This window comes from Methylobacterium sp. (genome assembly GCF_028290105.1).
GTDB lineage: Bacteria > Pseudomonadota > Alphaproteobacteria > Rhizobiales > Beijerinckiaceae > Methylobacterium.
This window is the reverse complement of record NZ_JAQGKL010000214.1, coordinates 1-18,927: the sequence shown is the minus strand read 5'-3', so window position 1 is coordinate 18,927 and position 18,927 is coordinate 1. Positions and strand designations below refer to the sequence as shown.

Below are 18,927 nucleotides of genomic sequence, written 5' to 3'. Positions count from 1 at the left end.
GTACAGGAGGCCGATTTCACCCGGCGACGGTTCGGTGAAGGTGATGCCGGCGGCCTCCAGGGCGGCGCGGATCGCATCGCGGGTCCGGGGCCGCAGCGCGCTCCCGCCGCTCTCCTCGAAGCGCTTGACGCTCGAATCCGAGACCTTCGCGGCCGCCGCGAGTTCCGGGATCGACCAGTTCAGCATCGCCCGCCCGCTGCGCACCAGGGAGCCGGCGAGGTTTTCGAGCCGGATCGAGGCGGGCTGGGCCATCACGCTGGCGGTACGGCTCATGTCCAGAATGAGCCCGATCCATTCACGCACGCTCTGGTCGGGGTTGAACAGAGGAACGGCGCGGCTGCTCACCCAGCGATATTGTCCGTCCGCGCAACGCAGGCGATAGTTCGCCTCGTAGGGCGTGCGCTGGCTGAACGCCGTGGCCCAGGCCTTGGAGGCGCGCGGCCGATCCTCCGGATGGATGGCGAGCGCCCAACCGCCCTTGCGCCAGACCGATTCGGATTGCCCGGTCAGTTCGTACCAGCTGGGGCAGGGCCAGTGGACCCCGTCGCCGTTGATGTTCCACACCACGGCGGCGACGGCCTGGACCAGACCCTGATAACGTGCCTGACTGCGCTCGATCAGCTGCGATGCCTCGCGCCGGCTCGTGATGTCGACGACGATGCCGTCGATCCGGGCCGGCCGGCCATCATCGGTCCCGAGCACCACGTCGGCCTTGACCTCGATCCAGCGAACGGTCCGGTCCGGCCGAACGATGCGCAACTCGCGATGCACCGACAAGCCGGAGTTCAGCGCGGCCCAGATCTCCTCGCGGATGTTCCAGTCCGCCGGGTGGACGAGATCCAGCACCGCATCGCTGTTGCGACTTGGGAACGGCAGTCCCGCTATCCGCAGAAGTCCATCCGACAGCACGACTGACAGGTCGCGCAGGTCGATGGACCAGACCCCGATCTGCGCCTGATCCTCGATCAGCCGCAGCATGTGGCTTGCCGATGCGGAAATGTGCGGCGGGGGGGCGTCGTCCGACAGGCGCGGCGCCGCCCCGTTAGGCTTTAAAACGAACACGATATCCTCGTCGCAGGAAGAATCCGAAGATGTATACAATCTCCAGCTTTCAGCCTGCCTCTGTGCTTGTTTGCTAAGCGACTTCCTATAGCAAAGCAAGACTTGAAATCAAAATTCGGCATTTGCATTTCGGTCAAATACAACCAAGTAGATCGACTCCCGAGCAACTTATGTATTCATTTCCGCTCCATCACACGCAGCGACATAGGAGTGTCCGTTCCGCAACGGTTGGACGCTCGATGCCAGCCCAGAATATTCATCGCGCGCAAACCAGTTGGGGGCCAGCATGATTTCTCGGCCAGGGCGATCGACCCAATCGTATCTTGGATTGCTGTCGCAGTGAGACCGTGTCACCGCGAAAGGCCGCGTGTGATTACTGTGAATAGGCGGACCTTTATCGAGCCCGATGGATTACGTCGACGGCCCCGACAAGTCGGCCGAGCATCCCACGTTGGCCGGACCTATGCACGACAGGCCCAAATTGCGACCGACACAAGGACACGCTCGCGCAGATTTGAGCTTGTCCTTGGGAACAGCCGAGCGGATCCCGTTGGCGTCCGCAAGCAAGGCGATACGGTCGGAACAGTCTCAATCTCGGATTGTCATCACAGACTCGTGATCGACCGGATCTGGCGGCTCAAGTCCGGACTCCGCCTCGTGCCATGGGCGCTTGCGGTCCGGTCGGCGCGTCGATCCTCGTCCACGCCGTCGACCCGGTCTTCGGGGGATTCGCGCCGAAAGACCTGACACACGCTCCCCGTCGTCGCATCTGGCGAGCAAATCACGCCGCAGCGGATGGAAACCCGCCAACGCGGATGCTCAAGTGCGCGCGGGCTCGATGGATGACGCATCGATTCGGCGGTTCGTCGCGGGGATACGGTGCGTGGGGCTCACGCAGCGCCGAGTCGATCCGGCATGCGGGGATCGGCCGGGACGACCGGTCACGACCCGGCTGATCGCACGAGGAGTGCACCGCATGGCTCTGGAACGGAACGCCGCCCTCTCCAGTCCCGAGGCCCGGGGCGCCGCCAAGGATCTCCTCGGGGCCGCCGCCGACTTGGTCGAGGCGGGGGGAGGGCCCGGCGGTTTCGTCGCCGACCTGTTCGGGCGCGTCCCTCCGGAAGATCTGGCGCCTTATACCGCGCGGGCGCTCGCCGACCTCGCCCTGGCGGCACGCGCGCACCTGGCCGAGCCCCGGCGAATTGGGACTGCGGCAGCCCTGTCCGTCAGCGATCGCGTGGTCGAGCGCGACGGGCGCCGGCGCGAATTGTCGATCATCGAGGTGATCAACGACAACCGGCCGTTCCTGCTCGATTCGACCCTGGCCGAACTGACCGAGCAGGGCCTCTCGCCGCGCCTCGTCGCCCATCCGATCCTCGGCGTCGAGCGCGACGCGTCCGGAGGCCTCATCCGCGTGGTCGGGGAGACGACGGCGGAGACCAACGCCGTCTTTGCCCGCGAAAGCTTCATCCACATTCACCTCGACCGGCTCGACCCGGGCGCGGCCCGCACCCGCCTCGTCGAGGGGCTCGAGCGCGTCTATCGCGACGTGACGCAGGCCACGGACGACCACGAGGCGATGGTGGCACGCCTTTCCGGCATTGTGCGGGCCTATGCAGAGACGTCGCCGCCCCTGCCGGGGAGCGAGATCGCAGAGGCACGCGCCTTCCTCGACTGGCTCGGCGCGGGGCACTTCACCCTCCTGGGTCTTCGCGAGCATGGTCTCGCCGGCACCGAGCACGCAGCGGTCGCGGGCCGCGGTCTCGGATTGCTGCGCGATCCCGCCGTGGCGGTGCTGCGGCGGGGCGGCGCGCTCGTCGATATGACGCCCGAGATCCGCGCCTTCCTCGAAGGCCCGCAGGCACTCATCATCACCAAGGCCAGCGTGAAGTCGCGGGTGCACCGGTCCGCGCATCTCGACTACATCGCCTGCAAGCTGTTCTCGCCCGAAGGCGCCCTTGTCGGAGAGGTCGGCATCGTCGGCCTGTTCACCGCCAGCGCCTACACCCTGCCCACGCGCGACATTCCTTATCTTCGCGAGAAGGTCGCCCAGGTGGCGGCACGCGCCGGCCTCGACCCGACGAGCCATGCCGGGCGCGGCCTCCTCGACGTGCTGGAGACCTATCCGCGCGACGACCTGTTCCAGATCGACGGTGACCGGCTCTACCGCTTCAGCCTTGCCATCGCGCATCTGGCCGACCGGCCGCGCCTGCGCGTGCTCTCGCGTCCCGACCGCTTCGGCCGTTTCGTCTCGCTCCTCGTCTACGTGCCGAAGGACCGCTACGATTCCGATGTCCGGGCACGGATCGGCGCCTACCTCGCCGCCGAATATGGCGGCCGGGTCTCGGCCGCCTACCCCTATTTCCCGGAGGGGCCGCTCGCCCGCACGCACTTCATCATCGGCCTCCCCGAAGCCGGCGCGCCCGAGCGCGACCCCGCCGCCCTGGAAGCGGGCATCGCCGCCCTGGTACGCACTTGGGGCGACGAGTTGCGGATGGTCCTGGCCGAGACCCTCGGTGGCCCCGAGGCCCGCACGCTCGCGATCCGTTACGGGGAGGCCTTCTCGGCGGCCTACCGCGAGAGCTTCACCCCGCGTGTGGCGATCGCCGACATCGCGACCCTGGAGCGCCTGAGCCCGGAGCGCCCCCGCGCCGCCGACATCGTCCGGCGCGCCACCGACCCGGATTCGCAGATCCGCCTCAAGGTGTTTTCGCGGGGGGCGTCGCTGTCGTTGTCCGAGCGGGTGCCTGTGCTGGAAAATCTCGGCTTCCGCGTGATCAACGAGCGGACCTACCGGATCCTGCCGCCTAGCGCCGAGGAAGCGGCCCGCATCTGGCTGCACGACATGCTGCTCGAGCGTGCCACGGGAGCCGCCATCGACCTCGCCCGCCTGGAGCGCCCGCTCGAGGAGGCGCTCCTCGCCCTGGGCGCGGGAAAAGCCGAATCCGACGGCTATAACCGCCTCGTGCTGGAGGCCGAGCTGTCCTGGCGCGATGCCGCCATCCTGCGGGCGTTGGGCCGCTACCTGCGCCAACTGCGCATCCGCTACGGGCAGGATTATCTCGCCACCACGCTCGCCGCCCATCCGGGGATCGCGCGCTCGCTGGTCGGCCTGTTCTACGCCCGCTTCGACCCCGCGTTCGCCGGCGACCGCGAGGCGCACCAGGCCGAGATCCGCGCCGGCATCGAGACGGCGCTCGCCGCCGTCACCAGCCTCGACGAGGACCGCATCCTGCGCCGCTTCGTCAATCTGATCGAGGCGGCCGTTCGCACGAACGTCTTCCAGGTCGCGGACGAGGGCGGGCCCCGCGAGACCATCGCCTTCAAGTTCGCCTGCGCCCGGGTCAACGGCATGCCGCTGCCGCGCCCGTTCTTCGAGATCTTCGTCTATTCGCCCCGTGTCGAGGGCCTGCACCTGCGCTACGGCTACGTGGCGCGGGGCGGCCTGCGCTGGTCCGACCGGCCGGAGGATTTTCGCACCGAGATCCTGGGGCTGGTGAAAGCCCAGCAGGTCAAGAACGCCGTCATCGTGCCGGTGGGCGCCAAGGGCGGGTTCTTCCCCAAGCGGCTGCCGCCGGCCTCCGACCGGCAGGCCTGGATGGAGGAGGGCACCGAGAGCTACCGGATCTTCATCCGCACGCTGCTCGAACTCACCGACAACATCGTGGGCGACGCGATCGTGCCCCCGGCCGACACCGTCCGGCACGATCCCGACGACGCGTATCTCGTGGTCGCGGCCGACAAGGGCACCGCCACCTTCTCGGACATCGCGAACGCGCTTTCGGCGGCGCGTGGGCACTGGCTCGGTGACGCCTTCGCCTCGGGCGGCAGCCAGGGCTACGACCACAAGGGCATGGGCATCACCGCACGCGGCGCCTGGGAGGCGGTCAAGCGCCACTTCCAGGAAATGGACATCGACACCCAGAGCGATCCCATCACCGTCGCGGGCGTCGGCGACATGTCCGGCGACGTCTTCGGCAACGGCATGCTGCTCTCGCGGACCCTGCGGCTCGTGGCCGCCTTCGACCATCGCGACATCTTCCTCGATCCGAACCCCGATGCGGGCGCGAGCTACGCCGAGCGCCGGCGCCTGTTCGATCTCGGCCGCTCGTCCTGGCGCGATTATGAGTCCAGCCTGATCTCGGCCGGCGGCGGTGTCTTCGCGCGCAGCCTGAAGACCATCCCGCTCTCCCCCGAGATCCGCGCGGTGCTGGAGATCGACCAGGCCGAGGCGACCCCGGCGGAACTGATGCAGGCGATCCTGAAGGCGCCCGTGGACCTGCTCTGGTTCGGCGGCATCGGCACCTACATCCGCGCCACCAGCGAATCCGACGACGAGGCCGGCGATCGGGCCAACGACTCCGTGCGCATCACGGGCGCGATGCTGCGCGCCAAGGTCGTCGGCGAGGGCGCCAATCTCGGGGCCACCCAGCGCGGACGCATCGAGGCGGCCCGCGCCGGGGTGCGCCTCAACAGCGACGCCATCGACAACTCGGCCGGCGTGAACACATCCGACGTCGAGGTGAACATCAAGATCGCCCTGATGGGCCCCGAGCGCGACGGCCGCCTCGATCCGGCCGCCCGCAACGCGCTCCTGGTGGCGATGACCGACGAGGTCGCCACCCTGGTCCTGCGCAACAACCAGCTCCAGACCCTCGCCCTCTCGCTCGCCCAGCATCGCGGATTGTCGGAGACCGGGTTCGCCATGCGCACGATGCAGGCGCTGGAGGCGGAGGGCCGACTCGACCGGGCCGTCGAGTTGCTGCCCGACGACGCGGCTCTCGCCGAGCGCATGCGAAAAGGGGAAGGGCTGACCCGGCCGGAATACGCGGTGATCCTGGCCTACGCCAAGCTCGCGCTCTACGACGCCCTGCTGGCGAGCGCGGTCCCGAACGATCCCTATTTCGACCGGGAATTGCAGCGCTACTTCCCGGCGGCCCTGCGCCAGCAATTCCCCGACGCGGTGAAGGGCCATCGCCTGCGCCGCGAGATCATCAGTACCGCGCTCTCCAACATCATCGTCAATCGCGGCGGGCCTTCACTCGTCACGCGCTTGGTCGACGAGACCGGGGCGGACGCCGCCACCATCGCCAAGGCCTACGCCGTCACCCGCGACGCCTACGGGTTGATGGAACTGAACCAGGCCATCGACGGCCTGGCCGGCGCGATCGGCGGACAGGCGCAGATCGCGCTCTACGCCGAGGTCCAGGACCTGCTCGTGGGCCGCATCGTCTGGTTCATCCGCAACCTCGACCTGACCGGAACCATCGCGCCGATCGTCGCCCGCTACCGCGAGGGCATCGCAGCACTCCAGGCGGTGCTGCCGGAGGTGATGGGGGAGGCCGTCAGCGCGGCGCTGGCGCGGCGCGAGGCCGAGCTTGTCGGCTACGGCATGGCCGAGGCTCCGGCCCGCCGCCTGGCCGCGCTCACGGCGCTGACCTCCGGCCCCGACATCGTCCGGGTCGCGGAGACCGGCGGCGGGGCCATCCCGGAGATCGCCGCCACGCACTTCGCGCTCGACCGGGACTTCCACCTCTCCGACCTCGCGGCCGCCGCGCGGGAGGTCGCCACCGGCGATACCTTCGACCGCATCGCCCTGGAACGCGCGGTCGCGAACATCGCCACCGCCCACCGGCAACTCACCGCACAGATCATCGACACGGTGGGGGCCGGCGCCGAGGCGGTCACCGCCTGGACCCGCAGCCGGGGCGCCGCCCTCGACCATACCCGCGCGACCCTGGAAGCGGTCACCGCCTCGGGGCTCACGGTCTCGAAGGCCACGGTGGCGGCGAGCCTGCTGGCGGACCTTGCGCGGCCCCGGGGGCGGCCGGGCGCGGACTAGCGCCGGCCGCCCGTGGCACTCGCGTCGAAGCCGGGGAGCGGTAGGGCGTTCGGTAGTCGAAAGGGAGCCCGCCGGGCGACGCTCGAGCCGCATGGCGCTTGAGCGGGTCCAAGATCCGCGTGTCGTAGGGGCAAGACGGATTTCGTCTCATCCGCCGTCCGGCCGATCGTCCAAGTGCCTCGACGCTCGTGAGGGGCCAGGCCGTCACGAGGGCGCAAAGGCACGCGCCTGGTCTCCAGGGGCGAGCCTCTGTTTCGTCGCGGTTCTCTGGGTGGTTGATTCGAGTGGGCTCAAAGAGGACCGTCGCCGCGATGCGCATCCTGGAGCCGAATGGCGATTTCGGTCCCTGGGTCGAGGATGGCGGCGGCTTGGACCGGTGCTGGCGGGTTTGCGCGGTCCGTATTCAGCGATGTGTATCGTGCGGCGGGCCGCTGGTGCTTCTGTGCAGCCGAGGCGGGCGTCTGGGCGGCGACAGCCAAGGACACGCCCACGAATGCGGTCAAGGTCACTGGAAACTTCACTTTAGCCTCCTGTCGTTTTAACGGCGGGGCCAAGATCAATATTCAGAAAAAATTGTCAATCTGAATTTATATAATATTTCAAATGTTACTATAATAATAAAGGTGACTATTTGATAAACCTTCCAATGCGCTGTGACAAGCCGATCCGCTCGGGAAAACCTTTGTTCCCGCTGGAATTGCTCCTGTCACGCATTCCACACATCGGCGCGGCTGGTTCCGGGGTTGTCGGCCAATCTTCCGAAGCAGCGGACGGATCGAAGTCCTGGAGTGCCTTGGAGCCCTCAAGTGCCTTGGAGCCCTGAAGTGCCTTGGAGCCCTGGAGCGCCTTGGGCGGTCAGCCTGGCTTTTGAGCAGCCCGGCCAGGGCTTCGTCAGGTGAGGCTGATGCCGGTGCGCGCGAAGGAAGTCGGCCACGCGGAGGCTGAGAGTTTTTTCGGTAGATCCGAAGGTCACGGAAAACGCTCCAGCGTCGCCAGAGGGCCGCTGGGTCACTTGTCGGCTCGACGTGAACGGGCAGAGGGCCACCCGGCCGCGGACCATCGAACCAGGCTTCACGGGTCGGAGCAGATCCAGGACGCACCGGCCCCGCTCGGTCAAGGGAAGGTGGCGCATCGCGACCATCATTGGCGAGGCAAGGACGGAGCGGCGATCGCGCTCCGTTCCCGATCCACGGGCGAGAACGTGCGTCATGGACGCCCCGCGCCATGTGGCGGGCCGAGCAGGGATGCCGAGCCTTCGGTGCTTCCTCGAGCTGTCGCAGAAGGGAGCTTCGTCCGATCCCGACAGGGGAAGCGATCGTCCGAGCTGCGGTCTCTGGCAAGGTGTGGGCGAAGGAAGCCGCCTACCGGGCCAGCACGCGGGCGGCGTCCTTGGTGGTGGCGACGGCACGTCCCACGCTCGCGATCGATTGCGAGATCGACTGGATGTTGTGCGAGATCGCCGAGACCGCGCTCGCGGCGTGCTGCATGTTGCCCGACATGTCCTGCGTGACGACGCTCTGCTCCTCAACGGCGGCGGCCGTGCTGATCACGTGGTCCCGCATCTGCTCGACCGAGCCCTGGATGGTCTGGAGCGCACTCACGACCTGCTTCGAGACGGCCTGCACGTTGTCGATCTCGCCCGCGATCTGTTCGGTGGCGCGTGCCGCCTGATTGGCGAGGCTCTTAACCTCCTGCGCGACCACCGCGAAGCCGCGCCCGGCCTCGCCGGCCCGGGCCGATTCGATGGTGGCATTGAGCGCCAACAGGTTGATCTGCCCCGCGATGTTCTGGATCAGGCCGACGATGCCGCTCATGGCGGTGGCGGCCTGCGTCAGGTTCTGGGTCAGGTCCGCGGCGGAGACGACCTGTCCCTGCGCGCGGTCTGTCGCCGCCCGCGAATGGGCCATGCTTTGCGAGATCTCCGCGACGGATGCCGCCAGCTCCTCGGAAGCGGCCGCCATGGTCTGGACGTTGTTGGCCGTGGTCCCGGCCGCCGCGCGGGCCTCGCCGGTCTGCGCATCGGAGTGCCGGACGGCGCCGTCGATCTCGCCGAAGTTCCGCTCGATCAATTGCCGCAACTCGGTCAGGAGGTTCACCTGCGCGGTGATGTCGGTGGCGAATTTGACGATCTTGTAGGGGCGCCCGCTCGCATCGAGGATGGGGTTGTAGGACGCCTCGATCCAGATCTCGCGACCGCCCTTGGCGATGCGCCGGTACTGCGCGGCCTGATATTCGCCCGCGCGCAGCTTGGCCCAGAACGCCGCGTAGTCGGGGTGTTCGCGCTCTGCGGCGTCCACGAACATGCGGTGGTGCTGGCCGACCACCTCACCGAGCGTGTAGCCCACGGCTTTGAGGAAGTTCGCGTTGGCGTCGAGCACCACGCCGTCCAGCCCGAAGGCGATCACCGCCTGGGCCTTGTCGAGCGCCGCGATCTGCCCCTGCCGGTCGGCGTCCTCCAGCTTCCGGCGCGTCACGTCGGTGGCGACCTTGATCACCTTGTAGGGCTTGCCCGACTTGTCGAAGAGCGGATTGTAGGACGCCTCGATCCAGATTTCTCGGCCGCCCTTGGCGATGCGCCGGTACTGAGCGGCCTGGTACTCGCCTGCCCGCAGCTTGGCCCAGAACGCCGCGTATTCGGCGCTGTCCCGGTAGGCGGGCTCGACGAACAGGTTGTGATGGCGCCCCTGAATCTCGGCGAGCGGATAGCCGATGACCGCCAGGAAGTTCTCGTTGGCGGTGATGACCGTGCCGTCGAGGTTGAATTCGATGATGCCCTGAGACCTGTCCAGAGCCGCGAGCTTGGCGTCGGCGTCCGCCGCCGACCGGTTCCACGCACCCAACATCATCCACCCCAGGGCTGGAGCCCTGACGGACTCGGGAGGCAATCGCGCGATCCCGCCTTGTCACAGGACAGGGCGTTCCGCAGGGTCCAAAAATCGCAAAAAATGTTAAATTTTAAGTTACTCGAGCGTTGAGCGGAGGTCGTCGGCGCCTATCGCATGGCCGGATGCTCGGAGCACCGAGTCTGCAACGCACCGCAGCCCATTGCCATCTTGGATCGTGCGGCGTGTTCGCAATATTCTTCTGCGTGCGCTGCGCGAGAACTTGGCCTGCCGTGTCGTTGCTTCGTGCGCCGCCTGCGAACCACCCTCCGCAGGTCACCTGTCCCCAACGCAGCCTCTGGTGCCGGCCCGATTGGCCGCATTGATGCCCGTCCGAGTGGTGCGGCCGAAGATCCGGGCCGGCAGGGTCCTAGGGCCGGGTCTTCGGGCGGGGGCCTGGGGCGGGAGCAGCCCGCCCGGCGGTGACGGTGCCGCCGCGTGGCTCGCGATAATGCGCACGAGCCCTTGCAACGCGTGTTGGAACTGGCGGGCCATTGGTGTATGAGCCTGCCCCAAGTGCAGTTTCTGCGCCGATTCGAGGCCGTCTGACGGACGTCCCGCCCGGGTGAGATCCCGGGTCCGGGACGTTTTGCAGTTCGCGTCGCGGGGCTCCGTGCGGGTCTCAGGGTCGGTGCCGTCCAACAAACACCGTTTCAGAGGATTGAAACCGTTGCAGGTACTCGTTCGCGACAACAACGTCGACCAGGCCCTCCGCGTGCTGAAGAAGAAGATGCAGCGCGAGGGCATCTTCCGTGAGATGAAGCAGCGCAAGGCTTACGAGAAGCCCTCCGTGCGCAAGGCGCGTGAGAAGGCCGAGGCGGTCCGCCGCGCCCGCAAGCAGGCACGCAAGACCGCAATCCGTGAGGGCCTGATCGCCGCTCCGAAGCCGAAGCCCCGTTTCGGCGCCGGTGCTCCGCGTCGTCCGGGCGGTTCGCCGTTCGCGCCGTCGGCTCCCGCCGTGCTGCCCCCCGCCACCAGCGCCTGAGATTCATCGACCGAAGCGTCGCTCTCCACCTTCGGCCGATCGTCCTAAGTCGAAAACAGCCCGGCCGTTCAGCGGCCGGGCTGTTTTCGTGTCCAGCTCATCGCTCAGGCGGCGCGTGCCGCCACCGACGCATGCTCGGCCTGGACCAGGACATCCAGGGCCCGCCAGGGCTTCTGCATGTAGACGGCCTGCGCCGGCAGGCCGCCGACGCCGCGTGCGTCACCGCCGGAGGTGAGCACCACCCGCACCTCGGGCCAGCGCCGCTCCACCGTGGTCGCGAGCGCGATGCCGTCCATTCCGGCGCCGAGGCGCACGTCGGCAAAGAGCAGCGCCACGTGGCCGCCCGAACGCTCGAGCACCGAGATCGCCGCCTCCGCGCTATCGCAGGCGATCACGTCGAGGTCGGTCTCCTCGAGGACCGCGGTGGCGAGGTTGCGCACCTCGGCATCGTCCTCGACCACGAGGGCGATCGGACAGGCGGCGTGTGAGCGATCCATGAAGTCTCCTTTGCGGGTGTCGGATCATGCGGCGGCGTGAGCCGCGCGGGGTCGGTTACGCAAAACCCGTAGCGAGGCGGCCTTCCGGCGGCCCGCGCTGATTCTCCCAACATGATGCTGCGCCGCCACGATATAGCCGGCAAGAGTCCGAATCGCTGATCCGGCTATGCGGTTCCCACAGCCACATTCGTAACGCGCCGCCGCATTCCCGCCGGGCTCGCATGATCTGGGTCCGCGCGGCATTTCAAAGCCGTAGTCGGGCTCGCGCGACGCGGTGCGCCTCTTGCATCACCGAGGCTGGACGTGTCCGATGCAAGGGGTGCGTTAACCCTTCGTTCACCGCAACGGCCTGAAGTTCTTAGGCGAGGATGTTCAAGGGCTTGTCGCCACTCAGCCGCGTGCCGCGGGGGTGGATCGGGACGCGGGCTCGGGGTTTCAGCGCGCGATTGGAAACAGGGGGTGTTGGTCCGACATGTGCCGCTTTCTCGCCTATTCCGGTGAGCCGGTCTTCCTGACCGACCTCGTCTGCGCACCGACGCATTCGCTGGTCCACCAGTCACTCCACGCGGCCGAGGCGAAGACGGAAACCAACGGCGACGGTTTCGGCATCGGCTGGTACGGCGAGCGGGTCGAGCCGGGCCTGTACCGCGACGTCTGCCCGGCCTGGTCGGACGAGAACCTCGTCAACCTCTGCCAGCAGGTCCGGGCGCGGATGTTCTTCGCCCATGTGCGGGCCTCCACCGGCACCGCCACGACCCGGGCGAACTGCCATCCCTTCGCCCATGGCCGGCACCTGTTCATGCACAACGGCCAGATCGGCGGATACCACCGCATCAAGCGGCGGCTCGAGGCTCTGATCCCCGACGCACTCTACGACGACCGGCGCGGCACCACCGATTCCGAGGCGATCTTCTTGCTCGCCCTGGCCAATGGACTCGCCGAGGATCCGATCGGCGCAATGCGCCGGACCCTCGCCACCGTGCGTGACATGATGCACGCGGCCGAGGCCACCGATCCGCTGCGTTTCACCGCCGTCGTCACCGATGGCGAGACCCTGACCGCGTTCCGCTGGGCCTGCGACGGCAGCCCGCCGAGCCTGTACTATCGCCAGACCGAGACCGGCCTCGTCGTGGTCTCAGAGCCCATCGACGGCTGCCGCGACGGCTGGAAGGTGGTGCCGAAGGGCGGCACGCTCCAGGCCCGGCGCGGCGGCGCCGTCACCCTCACGGGCCCCGATGCGGCGGCCGAGCGCATCGCCGCCTGAAGGACTTGCGGCGCCCGCCCGAACGACGGACAAGCCGGCTCCGATGCCAAGCGGGAGCCGGCCGATGACCTACCCGAACGTGACGCTGCACATCGCCGGAGCCTGGACGCCGGGGTCCGGCGCGCAGACCCTGCCGGTGCTCAACCCCGCCACCGGCGAGACCCTAGGCACGCTCGCCGTCGCGACCCGGGACGATCTCGACCGGGCGCTGGCCGCCGCCGCGCGTGGCTTTGCCGTCTGGCGCAAGGTCGCGGCCTTCGAGCGCGCCAAGGTGCTGCGCCGCGCGAGCGACCTGCTGCGCGCCCGCGTCGAGGACATCGCCCGCATCATGACGCTGGAGCAGGGCAAGCCCCTGGCCGAAGCGCGCATGGAGATCCTGGCCGGAGCCGACGTCATCGATTGGTTCGCCGAGGAAGGCCGGCGCGCCTACGGACGGATCATTCCGGCCCGGACCGACGGCGTCGTCCAGATGGTCCTGCGCGAGCCGGTCGGGCCCGTGGCCGCCTTCACGCCCTGGAATTTTCCCATCAACCAGGCCGTGCGCAAGGTCGCGGCCGCGCTCTGTGCCGGATGTTCGGTGATCCTCAAGGGTCCCGAGGATACCCCGGCGAGCTGCGCGGCCATGGTCCAGGCCTTCCTCGATGCCGGCGTGCCGGGCGACGTGCTCTCCCTGGTGTTCGGCGATCCCGCCAGCATCTCGGCCTACCTCATCCCGCACCCCGTCATCGCCAAGATGTCTTTCACGGGCTCGACCCCGGTGGGCAAGGAACTCGCGGCCCTCGCCGGCCGCCACATGAAGCGGGCGACGATGGAACTCGGCGGCCACGCGCCCGCGATCGTGTTCGAGGATGCGGACGTGGATCAGGCGGTCGCCGTGCTCGGCGCCAACAAGTTCCGCAATGCCGGGCAAGTCTGCGTGGCGCCGACCCGGATGCTGGTGCACGAGGCCGTCTACGACCGGTTCCGCGATGGCTTCGTGGCCCTCGCCCAAGGCCGAAAGGTCGGCGATGGCCTCGACCCCGAGACCACCATGGGCCCGCTCATCCACGCCCGCCGCCTCGAGGCGATGGAGACGCTCTGCGCCGACGCCGTGGCCCAGGGCGCCGAGTTGCGCACCGGCGGCAAGCGCATCGGCAACCGCGGCCATTTCTTCGAGCCGACCGTGCTCTGCGACGTGCCGGTCAGCGCCCGCATCATGAACGAGGAGCCGTTCGGCCCCGTCGCGCTGATCCAGCGCTTCTCCGACGACGAGGCGGCTTACGCGGAGGCCAACCGTCTGCCCTACGGCCTGGCGGCCTACGCCTATACCCGCTCGGCCGCCCGCGCGGTCCAGGTCGCCACGCGGGTCGAGAGCGGCATGGTCGGCATCAACCATCACGGCCTCGCCTTTCCCGAGACGCCCTTCGGCGGCGTGAAGGATTCCGGCTATGGCAGCGAGGGCGGCTCCGAGGCCCTGGAGGCCTACCTGACGACGAAGTTCGTCAGCCAGGCGGGTGCCGGGCTGTAGCGCGCGTCAGTAATGCGGCGGGGGCGGCTCCGGCGCCCCCGAGCCGGGGCGGTGTCCCGCCTCCTCCACATCCTCGACGAGCTTTGCGACCTTGCGCGCCAGGGCATCGATCTGGCGCCACTGCGCCGTGATGGTGGCGTTGAGGTCGTCGATGGTGACCTCCTGCTCGGTCAGGCGCATCTCCAGGGCGTCGATGCGGGCGGCGAGGTCGTGCGGCTCGGTCATCGCGGCGTTGTCCGTCATCGAGTAGTCTCGGTCATCCATGGGGCTCGGTCATCGCAGAGTTTCGGGCGCGTGGTCGGGACGCTCCACCAGGGCGGGGCCGAGCGCGATGCGGCCGTCGAAGACGAAGCAGTCGCCGCGCCAGCGGTTTTCGGAATCCGGCACCGTCTCCAGGTAGCGCAGGATGCCGCCCTCGAGGTGGCGCACATCGGCGAACCCCCTCGCGCGCATGTAGGCGCCCGCCTTCTCGCAGCGGATGCCGCCGGTGCAGAACATCGCGACGTGGGGATGCGCGGCCGGGTCGAGCCCGTCGACGTAGTCGCGAAAGGCGCTGAACCGCGTGATTCCCGGATCGACGGCGCCCGGAAAGGTGCCGAGCGCCACCTCGAACGCGTTGCGCGTGTCGATGAGAAGGAGGCCTTCCGTGTCGAGGAGGGCGTTCCAGTCCTCCGGCGCCACCGGGATGCCGGCCTTCGTCGCATCGGTCGCGCCCGCGTCGAAGGTGACGATCTCGCGTTTCACCCGGATTTTGAGCGCGCGGAAGGGCGCGGCCTCCGCCTGCGAGAGCTTGCAGTCGAGGTCGCGCAGGCGGCCGCCGAAGAGCGGCCCGGTCCGGAGTTCTGCCAGCAGCGCCTCGATCGCCTGGGATCGGCCCGCCACCGTGCCGTTGATGCCCTCCCGTGCCAGCAGCAGCGTGCCGGTGACGCCGAGCCCTTCGCACAGGGCTTCCAGCGGCCCGCGCAACGCCTCGACATCGGGGAGGGGAACGAACTTGTAGAGGGCGGCGACGGTGAGCGGCATCGGCTGGGACAATCGCGAGGCGGTCATGGTCAAGGCGCGGGGGCATCCACCCGACGCAGCACGAAGGTGGTGCCGATCTCCGGGTCCCGGCGCCAGCGCCCGTCCCCCGTGGGCACGAGGGTGACCACGTGCCCACGCCGGGCGTTCAGGGTCAGGCGCCCCTTGTCGAAGCGCCAGGAGACGGGATCGAAGACCGCGAGCCCCCCGTCCCGGCACTGGTCGAGGATGCGCACCGGCGCCGGTGCGGCGGCTTCCGTCAGCTCGATGCGGCAGACATCCTGCTCGCGGTAGCGGTCCAGGGCGTAGACGCCGGGGCGCGGGGCATCTCCGGCCGGAACCGGTTCCGTCCGGGCCACCGGGCTGATCCGCGCGTCCGGCGCGGCGCTGCCCGCACCCGGGCTCGTCGGGACCGCGTCCGTCGGCGGCGCCATGGCGACGATCTGGAGCGGCACAAGGCTGAAGCTCTCGTCGCCCGTGCCCTGCGCGACCAGGCTTCGGGCATCGGCCCGTCTGGTGAATTGCAGGACCGGCCGGACGTCCTTGTCGACGAGCCGGATGTTCCCGTCCGCGAACAGCCAGCCGGCCACGCCGCCGAGGATCGGCAGCGCCCTGCGGCATCCGGCGGGAAAGGACAGGCGCCGGCCCGCCGGCCCGCTCTCGCCCGACAGGGTCATGACACAGCGCCGGGTGCTCGCGTCCCGCGACAGGTCCCAGGTCCCGGGCACGCCGGCGATGTCGCGCGGCAGGCTCTCCACGAAGGGTTTGTCCGGGACGGACGGCGCCGGGTCTGCGTCCTGCCCGCGCACGGGACCTGCGATGACCGCCAAGCCGATGGCGAGGACGAACCGGGGCCGGCTCATGCCCGTATCCCTGCCTGTGCCACCCAGGGCGTCTCCGGAACCGGAGTCAGCGGCCCCTGTCCGGAAAACCACGCCACGAGGTTGTCGACGACGAGTTGGCCCATGGCCGCGCGGGTATGGACCGAGGCGGAGCCCACATGCGGCAGCAGCACCACGTGCTCCATGGCGATCAGCTCCGGCGGGACGTGCGGCTCGCGCGCGAACACGTCGAGCCCGGCGCCGAGGATCGTCCCGTCCTGAAGCGCCCGGATCAGTGCCGCCTCGTCGACGACGCTGCCGCGCGCCACATTCACCAGGATGCCCTGGGGCCCGAGGGCTTCGAGGACCGCGGCACCGACGAGCCCGTTCGTCTCCGGTCCGCCCGGCGCCACCACGAGGAGCACGTCGACGGCCTCCGCCAGACCCAGCAGGGTCGGATGGTAGGCATGAGCCACGTCATCTTGAGGCCGGCGCCCGTGATAGGCGATGTCGACCCCGAAGCCTTCGAGGCGCCGAGCGATGGCGCGCCCGATCCGGCCGAGCCCGAGGATGCCGACGGTGCGTCCGCGCAGGGTCGGGGTCAGCGGATAGGTCCTGTGCGGCCAGTGGCCGGCGCGCAGGTGGCGGTCGGCCTGGGGGATCTGGCGTACCGTCGCCAGGAGCAGGCCGAGCGCGAGGTCGGCGACCTCGTCGGTCAGCACGTCCGGCGTGTGCGTCACGACGATGCCGCGCTCCGCCGCCGCCGCCGTGTCGATGGTGTCGTAGCCGACGCCGAGGCTGGCGATGAGGGCGAGGTTCGGCAGGCGCGCGATCAGCGCCCGATCGACGGGCGCCTGGGCGCCCGTAGCGAGCCCCCGGATGCGTGGGCCGACCTCGCGGAGGAAGGTCTCGGCATCCGGTGCTAGATCGAGGCGATGAAGGGTGAAGTGCCGTTCGACCGCCGCCATCACGTCGGGATGCATCGCCTTGAGCATCAGGATGTCGACGGGCTGCATGAAGGCGGTCTCGGACAGTCGGAACGGGAGCATCGGCGTCTTCGGTGAGGGCGCCGGTGCACGCAGCTTTAAGGCCGGCGTCGGAACCGGTCCAGTGATGCCGATCGGGCGTGGAATTCTCGCATGCGGCAACCTCCGGGCTGCCATCCGCCGCGCACAAGCGATCCCCCACTTTCGCCGGGCGCCCTGGAACACTACTAAAGGGAGACGCAGATCCGTTTCCCGACCGAGAACCAGAACAGCCACGCCATGACCGCGCCGCGCACCCTCTACGACAAGATCTGGGACGACCACGTCGTCGATGTCGAGCCCGATGGCACCAGCCTCCTCTACATCGACCGGCACCTCGTCCACGAGGTCACCAGTCCCCAGGCCTTCGAGGGCCTGCGCGTGGCCGGTCGCCGGGTCCGCCACCCCGAGAAGACCCTCGCGGTGGTCGATCACAACGTGCAGACCTCGGATCGCCGCTTCGGCATCGAGGACCCGGAGAGCCGCATCCAGCTGGAGGCGCTCGCCGAGAACGTGCGCGACTTCGGCATCGAGTTCTACGACGCGTTGGACCGCCGGCAGGGCATCGTCCACGTGATCGGGCCGGAGCAGGGCTTCACCCTGCCGGGCCAGACCATCGTCTGCGGCGACAGCCACACCTCGACCCACGGCGCCTTCGGGGCACTCGCCCACGGCATCGGCACCTCGGAGGTGGAGCATGTGCTCGCCACCCAGACGCTGCTGCAGAAGAAGGCGAAGAACATGCGCGTCACCGTCGACGGCATCCTGCCGCCCGGCGTGACGGCCAAGGACATCATCCTGGCGATCATCGGCGAGATCGGCACCGCCGGAGGCACCGGCTACGTCATCGAATACGCCGGCTCGGCGATCCGCGCGCTCTCGATGGAGGGGCGGATGACGATCTGCAACATGTCGATCGAGGGTGGCGCGCGCGCGGGCCTGGTGGCACCGGACGCCACCACCTACGCCTATGTGGAGGGCCGGCCGAAGGCGCCCAAGGGCGAGGCCTTCGCCCGCGCCAAGGCCTATTGGGAAAGCCTCGTCACCGACGAGGGCGCCTATTTCGACCGCGAAGTCCGCCTCGATGCCGCCAACCTGCCGCCGATCGTGAGCTGGGGCACCAGCCCGGAGGACGTGGTCTCGGTCTCCGGCGCGGTTCCCGACCCCGCCCGGATCCCGGACGAGAACAAGCGCCAGTCGAAGGAAAAGGCCCTCGACTACATGGGCCTGACCCCCGGCACGAAGATCACCGACATCACCGTCGACCGGGTCTTCATCGGCTCCTGCACCAACGGCCGCATCGAGGACCTGCGGGCGGTGGCCAAGATGGTCGAGGGGCGCAAGGTCCACGCCAACGTCTCCGCCATGGTGGTGCCGGGCTCCGGCCTCGTGAAGAGCCAGGCCGAGGCCGAGGGGCTCGACCGCATCCTCAAGGCCGCCGGGTTCGACTGGCGTGAGCCGGGCTGCTCCATGTGCCTCGGCATGAACGCCGACCGCCTGAGCCCGAACGAGCGCTGCGCCTCGACCTCGAACCGCAACTTCGAGGGCCGCCAGGGACATCGCGGCCGCACCCACCTCGTCTCCCCCGCCATGGCGGCGGCGGCGGCGGTGGCCGGCCGCTTCGTCGACATCCGCGAGTGGCGCGACGAAGCCTGAACCAAACGCGGGGCCGACCCAGAATCCCGAACAATCCGGATTGACGGCCGGCCCCACCCCGCCTAAACGAAACCCGCGTCGGAGCCGTGATCGGCCCCGGCGAGCCCAGGTGGCGGAATTGGTAGACGCGCTGGTTTCAGGTACCAGTCTTGCAAGAGGTGAAGGTTCGAGTCCTTTCCTGGGCACCATCAGTTGGCTAAGCCGCTGATCCGCAAAAAAGTTTAGCAGAGTCAGAAGGTTGAGGCTGCCCGGTGGTACAGACGGGTGGTACAAATGCCCCTCACGATGACTCGACCCTGGAAGCATCCCAAGACTGGCATGTACTGGCTTCGCCGTGCGGTGCCGGACGACCTGCGCGCCCTTGTC

The 18,927-nt window shown here is 68.9% G+C and carries 12 protein-coding genes and 1 tRNA gene; 6 read left to right on the top strand and 7 right to left on the bottom strand.

Going from position 1 to position 18,927, the window contains the following annotated elements; genetic code table 11:
• Window positions 1-978, bottom strand: a 978-nt coding sequence (locus tag JWQ05_RS15385) for a PAS domain-containing protein (RefSeq protein ID WP_299659976.1), incomplete at its 3' end; no start/stop codon positions are given.
• 1,060 nt (window positions 979-2,038) lie between these two features.
• Here JWQ05_RS15385 and JWQ05_RS15380 point away from each other — a divergent pair.
• On the top strand, window positions 2,039-6,904 hold the full coding sequence (locus JWQ05_RS15380; protein WP_299659973.1) for an NAD-glutamate dehydrogenase: 4,866 nt from the start codon (window positions 2,039-2,041) through the stop codon (window positions 6,902-6,904).
• 1,361 nt (window positions 6,905-8,265) lie between these two features.
• Here the strand turns inward: JWQ05_RS15380 and JWQ05_RS15375 are convergent.
• Window positions 8,266-9,750 carry a PAS domain-containing methyl-accepting chemotaxis protein gene (locus tag JWQ05_RS15375; RefSeq protein ID WP_299659970.1) on the bottom strand — a complete coding sequence of 495 codons (1,485 nt, stop codon included), beginning with the start codon at window positions 9,748-9,750 and terminating at the stop codon, window positions 8,266-8,268.
• A 706-nt stretch (window positions 9,751-10,456) separates the two neighbouring features.
• On the opposite strand from JWQ05_RS15375, the gene rpsU reads away from it, so the two are divergent.
• Window positions 10,457-10,771 (top strand): 30S ribosomal protein S21, encoded by a 315-nt coding sequence (gene rpsU, locus JWQ05_RS15370; protein WP_299659967.1) that lies wholly within the window; start codon window positions 10,457-10,459, stop codon window positions 10,769-10,771.
• 104 nt (window positions 10,772-10,875) lie between these two features.
• Here rpsU and JWQ05_RS15365 read toward each other — a convergent pair whose 3' ends face one another.
• Window positions 10,876-11,268, bottom strand: a complete 393-nt coding sequence (locus JWQ05_RS15365) for a response regulator (RefSeq protein ID WP_299659964.1) — start codon at window positions 11,266-11,268, stop codon at window positions 10,876-10,878.
• A gap of 472 nt (window positions 11,269-11,740) precedes the next feature.
• On the opposite strand from JWQ05_RS15365, the gene JWQ05_RS15360 reads away from it, so the two are divergent.
• The gene (locus JWQ05_RS15360; RefSeq protein WP_299659961.1) at window positions 11,741-12,532 is read left to right on the top strand and encodes a class II glutamine amidotransferase; all 792 of its coding nucleotides are present in this window, start codon (window positions 11,741-11,743) and stop codon (window positions 12,530-12,532) included.
• Between the two features lie 64 nt (window positions 12,533-12,596).
• Window positions 12,597-14,039, top strand: a complete 1,443-nt coding sequence (locus JWQ05_RS15355; protein WP_299659958.1) for an NAD-dependent succinate-semialdehyde dehydrogenase — start codon at window positions 12,597-12,599, stop codon at window positions 14,037-14,039.
• A gap of 6 nt (window positions 14,040-14,045) precedes the next feature.
• Here JWQ05_RS15355 and JWQ05_RS15350 read toward each other — a convergent pair whose 3' ends face one another.
• Genes JWQ05_RS15350 through JWQ05_RS15335 form a run of 4 tightly spaced genes read right to left on the bottom strand, consistent with a single transcriptional unit; the run spans window position 14,046 to window position 16,896 of the window.
• Entirely contained in the window at window positions 14,046-14,282 is a 237-nt protein-coding gene (locus tag JWQ05_RS15350; RefSeq protein WP_299659955.1) for a SlyX family protein, read from the bottom strand.
• 30 nt (window positions 14,283-14,312) lie between these two features.
• Window positions 14,313-15,062 carry a rhodanese domain-containing protein gene (locus JWQ05_RS15345; RefSeq protein ID WP_299659982.1) on the bottom strand — a complete coding sequence of 250 codons (750 nt, stop codon included), beginning with the start codon at window positions 15,060-15,062 and terminating at the stop codon, window positions 14,313-14,315.
• 29 nt (window positions 15,063-15,091) lie between these two features.
• Window positions 15,092-15,922 (bottom strand): AprI/Inh family metalloprotease inhibitor, encoded by an 831-nt coding sequence (locus JWQ05_RS15340; RefSeq protein WP_299659952.1) that lies wholly within the window; start codon window positions 15,920-15,922, stop codon window positions 15,092-15,094.
• Window positions 15,919-16,896 (bottom strand): 2-hydroxyacid dehydrogenase, encoded by a 978-nt coding sequence (locus tag JWQ05_RS15335; protein WP_299659979.1) that lies wholly within the window; start codon window positions 16,894-16,896, stop codon window positions 15,919-15,921. The genes JWQ05_RS15340 and JWQ05_RS15335 overlap by 4 nt, the downstream gene beginning before the upstream one ends.
• Window positions 16,897-17,145: 249 nt before the next feature.
• Here JWQ05_RS15335 and leuC point away from each other — a divergent pair, with 249 nt between their 5' ends.
• Together leuC and JWQ05_RS15325 are read left to right on the top strand one after the other, a co-directional pair.
• Window positions 17,146-18,561 (top strand): 3-isopropylmalate dehydratase large subunit, encoded by a 1,416-nt coding sequence (leuC, locus tag JWQ05_RS15330; protein ID WP_299659949.1) that lies wholly within the window; start codon window positions 17,146-17,148, stop codon window positions 18,559-18,561.
• A 103-nt stretch (window positions 18,562-18,664) separates the two neighbouring features.
• A tRNA-Leu gene (locus JWQ05_RS15325) sits at window positions 18,665-18,749 on the top strand.
• Window positions 18,750-18,927: the final 178 nt, after the last annotated feature.

Bases quoted from the DNA above. Each gene is read 5' to 3' on its own strand.
- leuC (WP_299659949.1), top strand. From the start codon at position 17,146: ATGACCGCGCCGCGCACCCTCTACGACAAGATCTGGGACGACCACGTC.
- JWQ05_RS15340 (WP_299659952.1), bottom strand. From the start codon at position 15,922: ATGAGCCGGCCCCGGTTCGTCCTCGCCATCGGCTTGGCGGTCATCGCA.
- JWQ05_RS15345 (WP_299659982.1), bottom strand. From the start codon at position 15,062: ATGCCGCTCACCGTCGCCGCCCTCTACAAGTTCGTTCCCCTCCCCGAT.
- JWQ05_RS15365 (WP_299659964.1), bottom strand. From the start codon at position 11,268: ATGGATCGCTCACACGCCGCCTGTCCGATCGCCCTCGTGGTCGAGGAC.
- JWQ05_RS15335 (WP_299659979.1), bottom strand. From the start codon at position 16,896: ATGCAGCCCGTCGACATCCTGATGCTCAAGGCGATGCATCCCGACGTG.
- JWQ05_RS15355 (WP_299659958.1), top strand. From the start codon at position 12,597: ATGACCTACCCGAACGTGACGCTGCACATCGCCGGAGCCTGGACGCCG.
- JWQ05_RS15375 (WP_299659970.1), bottom strand. From the start codon at position 9,750: ATGATGTTGGGTGCGTGGAACCGGTCGGCGGCGGACGCCGACGCCAAG.
- JWQ05_RS15360 (WP_299659961.1), top strand. From the start codon at position 11,741: ATGTGCCGCTTTCTCGCCTATTCCGGTGAGCCGGTCTTCCTGACCGAC.
- JWQ05_RS15380 (WP_299659973.1), top strand. From the start codon at position 2,039: ATGGCTCTGGAACGGAACGCCGCCCTCTCCAGTCCCGAGGCCCGGGGC.
- JWQ05_RS15350 (WP_299659955.1), bottom strand. From the start codon at position 14,282: ATGACGGACAACGCCGCGATGACCGAGCCGCACGACCTCGCCGCCCGC.